We start from the raw sequence: 6,730 nt of genomic DNA, 5'->3' as shown, positions 1-6,730 counted from the left end.
CGCCCCTGGCGTTTATGCCTCGCTGGTTGCAGATCCCGGAGCAAGGGGGATCTTTTTCTTGGCGACAAGGGATTCCGGCGCGGGGATCCCTGCGCCTTCTGGCGGTGCTTTCCCTGGTGATGGCCCAGGGGCTCACCCTCGGCAGGCCGGGCCTGGATCTGCTCGGGCTAGGGCTGGGAGTGCTGCTGCTGGCAACTCAGGTGTGGCTGTGGGCTTCTCCCTCTCCCAGTTCTCCTACTCCAGAAGCACTGCTGGCGGTGGCCTTTGGTGTAGGGATCGGCCTGGTGGGAATCAGCCGGCTATTGCCGACGCTCACGGAAGCGGAGTGGCTGCTGGCCTTGGCGGTGCTGGGGTTGCTCTTGAGCGGCTGTCGCTACGGAATTTTGCGCCTCTCTTCTCGCCTACAAGCCGCTTACCGACCGGCCCTGGATGGCTGGGGCCTGCTGTTGGGGTTGGTGCTCCTCTTTGCCCTCACAGTGGCGACAACGTCGGCCCTGGCGGATCCTTCTCGGCTCCCCATTTCCGTCGGCAAGCAGCCCATGTTCCCCGGCGCTCTGCCCTTGGCGGCTGGGGTGGCCCTGGTGGCGCTCGGCCTGCGGCTGGGGGTGGCTCTCTCAAGGGGTGGCTCGGCGGTCGTTGGCGCCGACGGGACGGACTCTGCCACCGGCTCGGTTTCCTGGGCGGTGGTGGAAGGGATCGCCTACGGGCTGATCTGGGCTTTGGAGCTGGGGGCGACCGGCATCCTGCTCTGGGTTGTGCAGGGATCCCGTCCCGTCCTGCCTCTGTGGGCCGTCCTCAACCTGGGCTTGGGGATCCTCTTCTGGATAGGGCCGGAGAAACTCCTGTTCCCCGGCGGGGGAGAGCTCCTGCAGCGAGTCCAGACCCTGAGTTGCTGGAAGACAGGGCCGCTGATCTATGCCGGGCTGGGTTGGCTGGGATCCCATGCCCAGTGGAGCGAGCTGACGGGCGTGGGCAGCTTAGGCCTGGCCATCGTGTTGTTGGGCCTGGGGCAGGGGATCCCAGGGGCACAAGAGCAAGGTGGGGACTCCGTCCCACTTATGCGAACGGAAGAAGACCCTCCCGTCAACTGGAAGGGGATCCTGGGGGCCTGCGGGATGTCACTGGCTGCCTACGAGAGCTGGATTCACTTCCTGAGCCAGCAGACAGGGGGATCCTGGGGAGATGGACTGGTGCTGACCGCGTTGCTGGGATGGCTCCTGGCAGTGGTCTACCGCCTTTGCCCCCCTTGGCTGGTGGCGACCCTGCAGCTTAAAAGAGCTTGGCTGCGCTGGATGGCCTCGGCCAACTGGGCCCTGGCCAACCTCGTCCTTTGGCCTGCGCTTTTCGATCTTCGCCTCAGCCGGTGGGGGCGGCTCCTCTGGGTGCTGACGGGATCCGGCCTGGCGGCCTATGCCGCCGCCCAGGGGAGAAGATCGAGGCCGGGATCCCCGACAGAGCCGGGCTGGCTGCCAACGGCCTGGTGCCACCTCAGCGCTTGGCAGGGAGTCGGCATCTGCCTGGGTAGTATGTGGCTGGGCTTCCCCAGCTTGAGGGTGGAGCAATGGGCCGGATCCCTGCTCTGTGGGCTGGGACTCCTCTATTACTTTCTGCCCTGGCAACGGTGGGGCTGGCCGGCGGATCCCTGGTCAAATACGGCCTTGGTGGCGCCGTTGCTGGCCCTGGTGGTGACGGCGGGCGGCGACAACAACAGCAATTTGTTGCTGGGGGCAGCCTACTACGCTTTCTTGGCCATCTGGCGCTCCCAGGTGCGCCTGGGCTACATCAGCTTGTTTTTGAGCAACTGGATCCTGTGGAATTACGGCTGGCAGCAGGATTGGGCTTCCCTGACCCTCTATGCCCTGCCTCTGGTGGGATCCCTGCTCTATGTGGCCCAGGTGGATCCCGGACTGCAACAGGCTGGTGCTCGAGAGAGTCGGCACCGGCTGCGGGCCTTCTCGTCGGGTCTATTGGTGTTGGTGACTTTGATCGAAACCCACGGGCAACTGGGGGCGGGGTTTTGGCCGGTGGGGCTGGGCTTGGCTTTGGGGGTACTGGGTTTGGCGCTGCGGGTGCGGGCCTACCTGTGGGCGGGCACCCTGGGCTTTGGCCTGGGCGTCTTGCGGCAGGGGTGGCTGTGGGTAACCACTGACCCAATCCTGTTGTGGGGGATGGGGATCTTGCTGGGGGTGCTCTTGATTTGGGCAGCAGCCAATTTTGAGCAGCGCCGAGAACAGGTGGGATCCCGGCTCTCTGCCTGGCTAGAGCAACTGCAGGGCTGGGAATAGAGATAAACTGGTGCCGGCGTCGCTCCATCAGATATGGCCCTCTTCCTGTCCAGCGCTGATCCGAAAGTGCCCCCCCAGTCAAGGTGGAAACAGCTCCTGCAGCAAATCCTGTTGCCTTGGCGGGAGTTCGACGGCATTTTGCTGGCCACGGTGCTGGCCTTGACGGGCATCGGCATCATCGCCATCCGCAGCGCTGTCTGGGAGCGTCCCATCAGCCACTACTGGCTGCAGCAGTTGATCATGGCCGGGATCAGCCTGGTGTTTTTGGCGATGGTGGCGCGGATCCCCTACGAGCGGCTGCTGCGCTGGCATTGGTTCACCTATGGCCTGACTTTGGCGGGCTTGATTGCAGTGCTCTTTTTCGGCACGGCGGGAGGAGGGGCAGAGCGGTGGATCTCCATTGCCGGCGTCCAGGTACAGCCTTCCGAGTTTGCCAAGTTGGGGGTCATCATCACCCTGGCGGCCATTTTGCACCACTGGCCAATCAAATACTTCAGCCAAATCTGGGTGGCTGTTGCCGTCGTCGCTCCTCCTTGGGTTTTGATCTTCCTGCAGCCCAACTTGGGCACCGCCCTGGTGTTTGTGGTGATCTTGCTGGTCATGCTCTACTGGGCCGGGGCCAAGGGCAGTTGGATCCTCCTGCTGCTGTCGCCGGGGGTGGGGGCCATTCTCTACGGCCTGCACACCCGCGCGGAGTTGAGCTGGATGCTCTGGGTCTGGCTGATCTGGTGCCTGGGCATGGCGAGCCTAGCAGCTTGGCGGCTGCCTTGGCGGTGGACAGGAGCGATGACCTTTGGAGTGATCAACCTGCTCTCCGGGCATCTGGGCCAGGTGGCCTGGCACATCCTCAAGCCCTACCAGCGGCGGCGGCTGGAGATTTTTATCGATCCCATGCAAGAGCCCTGGGGATCCGGCTACCACCTGATTCAATCTCGCATCGCCATCGGCGCCGGTGGGCTCTGGGGCCGTGGCATCCAGCAGGGCACCCAAACCCAACTGGACTTTATCCCCGAGCAGCACACCGATTTCATTTTCTCGGCCATTGGGGAAGAGATGGGCTTTGTCGGCACCCTGACGGTGCTGATCCTGTTTTGGATTCTGTGTGCGCGGCTGATCTGGATTGCCCAAGGAGCCAAGGACAATTTCGGGTCTCTCATTGCCATCGGGGTGTTGGCGATGATCCTCTTTCAGGCGGTAGTCAATATCGGTATGACAATTGGCTTGGCCCCCATCACCGGCCTGCCCTTGCCTTTTTTGAGCTATGGCCGCTCGGCTCTGTTGACCAACTTTCTGGCCATCGGCCTGGTGGAATCGGTGGTGATGCACCGCCAACGCACCACCTTTTTCAAGTAATTTCAAGAGTTCTCCTCTCCCTCTTTTTCTAGCGGCACTGACCCAGGCCAGTACCCATCTGTTCTTCGCTCGACAGGGATCCCGCTCGTCTGCAGAACTCCCATGAAGTCCGAAAAGGCTGTAATTTGAATGGCTGCAATCGATTCAGTATGAAATTGACCACCCCTGGCAATGGGGATCGCTCCCTTGCTCTACCCCTGCTGGGGTAGGTATCCTATTCCCACCTCCCTCCCGTCGTCCCTTGTAGGGAGCCGCGGCGCGGTTGGGATCCCTTTGTCTGTACCGGTCTTGTCCCCATGTCTCAACCGGCCCTGGAGTCGATTCTGCAGGAAAAACGCCTTTTCCCGCCGCCTCCCTCGTTTGTGCAGCGGGCTCGCATCACCCCTGAGCGCTACCAACAGATTTGCCAAGAGGCGGAAGCGGATCCCTTGGGGTTTTGGGAGCGGCTGGCACAGCAGGAATTGCACTGGTTTCAGCCTTGGCAGCAGGTGTTGCACTGGGATCCGCCCCAGGCGCAATGGTTTGTGGGGGGGCAGCTCAACCTCAGCTACAACTGCCTGGATCGCCATTTGGACAATGGCCGCCGCCACAAGCCCGCCCTCATCTGGGAGGGGGAGCCGGGGGACACCCGCACCCTGACCTACGAGCAGCTCCACCGCGAGGTCTGCCGCTGGGCCAACGGCCTCAAGTCTCTGGGCATTCAAAAAGGGGATCGGGTGGGGATCTACATGCCGATGATCCCGGAGGCCGTCATGGCCATGCTGGCCTGTGCGCGGATCGGGGCAGCCCATACGGTGGTGTTCGGCGGGTTCAGCGCCGAGGCCCTCAAGGAGCGGCTGCGGGATGCGGAAGCCAAAGTCGTCATTACCGCCGATGGGGGCTGGCGCAAAGATGCCATCGTCCCCCTCAAGCCCCAAGTGGACTTGGCGCTGGCGGAAGGGGTGCCCAGCGTCGAAAAAGTCCTGGTGGTGCAGCGGACAGGACAAGCTGTGTCGATGATCCCGGATCGAGATATCTGGTGGCATGAGCTGGCCCCCAGCCTAGAAGAAGCCTGCCCCGCCGAGCCTATGGACGCGGAGGCGATGCTGTTTATCCTCTACACCTCCGGCACTACCGGCAAGCCCAAAGGCGTTGTCCACACCAGCGGCGGCTACAACCTCTACACTCACGTCACCTGTCAGTGGATCTTCGATTTGCAGGAAGAAGACATCTACTGGTGTACTGCCGATGTTGGCTGGATCACGGGCCACAGCTACATCGTCTATGGCCCCCTCTCCAATGGTGCGACGGTGTTTATGTACGAGGGGGCGCCCCGACCTGCTAAACCCGATTGTTTCTGGGAGCTGATCGCCCGCCACCGCATCTCGATTTTCTACACCGCCCCCACGGCAATCCGGGCTTTTATGAAAAGTGGCGACGCCCTGCCCCGCCGGCATGACCTCTCCTCGCTGCGGCTGTTGGGCACCGTGGGCGAGCCGATCAACCCGGAAGCCTGGATGTGGTACTACACCGTCATCGGCAGTGGGCGCTGCCCGATTGTGGATACCTGGTGGCAGACCGAAACCGGCGGCATTATGATCTCGCCTCTGCCGGGAGTTACACCCACCAAGCCGGGATCCGCCACCCGCCCTTTCCCAGGCATTGCGGCAGATGTGGTCGACATGGAAGGGAACCCGGCCCCAGAAGGGGGTTATCTGGTGATCCGCCGTCCCTGGCCGGGCATGATGCGCACCCTTTACAAAGATCCGCAGCGGTTCCGCTCCAGTTACTGGGAGCGGATCCCGCCCAAGGATGGGCAGTACTTCTACTTTGCCGGGGACGGCGCCCGCCGGGATGAAGATGGCTACTTTTGGGTGATGGGCCGGGTGGACGATGTCATCAATGTTGCCGGCCACCGTCTGGGCACGATGGAATTGGAATCGGCGCTGGTCTCTCACCCAGCTGTGGCGGAGGCAGCGGTGGTGGGGCGACCGGACGAGATCAAGGGAGAGGCGATCGTGGCTTTTGTCATCTTGGCGGAGGGCTACGAGCCGGGCGAAGCGCTGCGCCAAGCACTGATGCAACATGTGGTCGAGGAGATCGGAGCCATCGCCCGCCCCAGCGAGATTCGCTTCACCGAGGCGCTGCCCAAGACCCGCTCTGGCAAGATCATGCGCCGCCTGCTGCGGCAACTGGCTGCCGGCTCCGGCATCAGCGGCGATACCTCCACCCTCGAAGACCTGGGGGTGCTGGAACGGCTGCGGCAAGGGGTGTGAACTGCCAACGCGCCGGCACTAAGATGGGGACATCGAGTCCTGGGTTGTCAAGCTCGCATGTCGCCTCTGGATCCCGCACTTTACTTTGACCACAGCGCCACCACTCCGCCTCGGCCTGAGGTGATCGAGGCTATGGGGCTGGCGATGCAGGAGAGTTGGGGCAACCCCTCCAGCTTGCATGGGTGGGGAGAACGGGCGGCCATGGCCATGGAACGGGCGCGGCAGCAGGTGGCCGAGCTGCTCAACTGTGAGCCGGAGACGCTGCTGTTTACCTCTGGCGGAACGGAGTCCAACAACCTGGCCCTGTTTGGGGTGGCGCAGCGCTACTCCACTCCCCAGCATCTCATCATCTCCAGCGTCGAGCACGCCTCGGTGGAGAATGCCGCCCGTCGGTTGCAGGCCCAGGGCTGGGAGGTAACCCGTCTGCCGGTTAACTCCGCCGGCCAGGTGGATCCCCAAACCTTGATCCAGGCGTTGCAGCCCAACACCGTTCTGGTCTCCATCGTCCACGGCCAGAATGAGGTGGGATCCCTGCAGCCCATTGCCGAGCTGGGCCGCCTCTGTCGCCAGGCTGGGGTGCTCTTCCACACCGACGCGGTGCAGACTGTGGGGCGGATCCCCCTGGATCTGGCGCAACTGCCTGTGGACCTGCTCTCCCTGTCTGGGCATAAGCTTTACGGGCCGCAGGGGGTGGGGGCGCTCTATGTGCGCCCAGGGGTGGAGCTGCAACCGTTGCTGCGGGGGGGCGGGCAAGAACGGCGGCTGCGAGCCGGCACCCAAGGGATCCCTGCCATTGTCGGCCTAGGGGTGGCGGCGGCTTTGGCAGCCCAAGAGCTG

Annotated in this window: 3 protein-coding genes and 1 pseudogene; all 4 read left to right on the top strand. The window is 63.3% G+C overall.

The window, feature by feature from the left end; all coding sequences use genetic code 11:
• Nucleotides 1-2,285: pseudogene (locus NW835_RS09140) on the top strand (hypothetical protein); the annotation flags it as partial.
• Nucleotides 2,286-2,318: 33 nt separating this feature from the next.
• Nucleotides 2,319-3,638 (top strand): rod shape-determining protein RodA, encoded by a 1,320-nt coding sequence (rodA, locus tag NW835_RS09135; RefSeq protein WP_414333893.1) that lies wholly within the window; start codon nt 2,319-2,321, stop codon nt 3,636-3,638.
• A 296-nt stretch (nt 3,639-3,934) separates the two neighbouring features.
• Complete coding sequence (gene acs, locus NW835_RS09130; protein ID WP_414364810.1) at nt 3,935-5,893, top strand: acetate--CoA ligase; 1,959 nt, start codon at nt 3,935-3,937, stop codon at nt 5,891-5,893.
• A gap of 57 nt (nt 5,894-5,950) precedes the next feature.
• Nucleotides 5,951-6,730 (top strand): cysteine desulfurase family protein (locus NW835_RS09125; protein WP_414415111.1); only part of this gene is annotated, 780 nt, incomplete at its 3' end.

Origin of the sequence: Synechococcus sp. OH2 (assembly GCF_047462155.1) — a bacterium.
Classification (GTDB): domain Bacteria; phylum Cyanobacteriota; class Cyanobacteriia; order Thermostichales; family Thermostichaceae; genus Thermostichus.
Note: the sequence above shows the minus strand (reverse complement) of the source record. Positions and strands in the feature narration are given on the sequence as shown.

What these genes read in the sequence shown, in the direction of transcription:
- rodA (WP_414333893.1), top strand. Translation starts at nt 2,319, where the DNA reads ATGGCCCTCTTCCTGTCCAGCGCTGATCCGAAAGTGCCCCCCCAGTCA.
- acs (WP_414364810.1), top strand. Translation starts at nt 3,935, where the DNA reads ATGTCTCAACCGGCCCTGGAGTCGATTCTGCAGGAAAAACGCCTTTTC.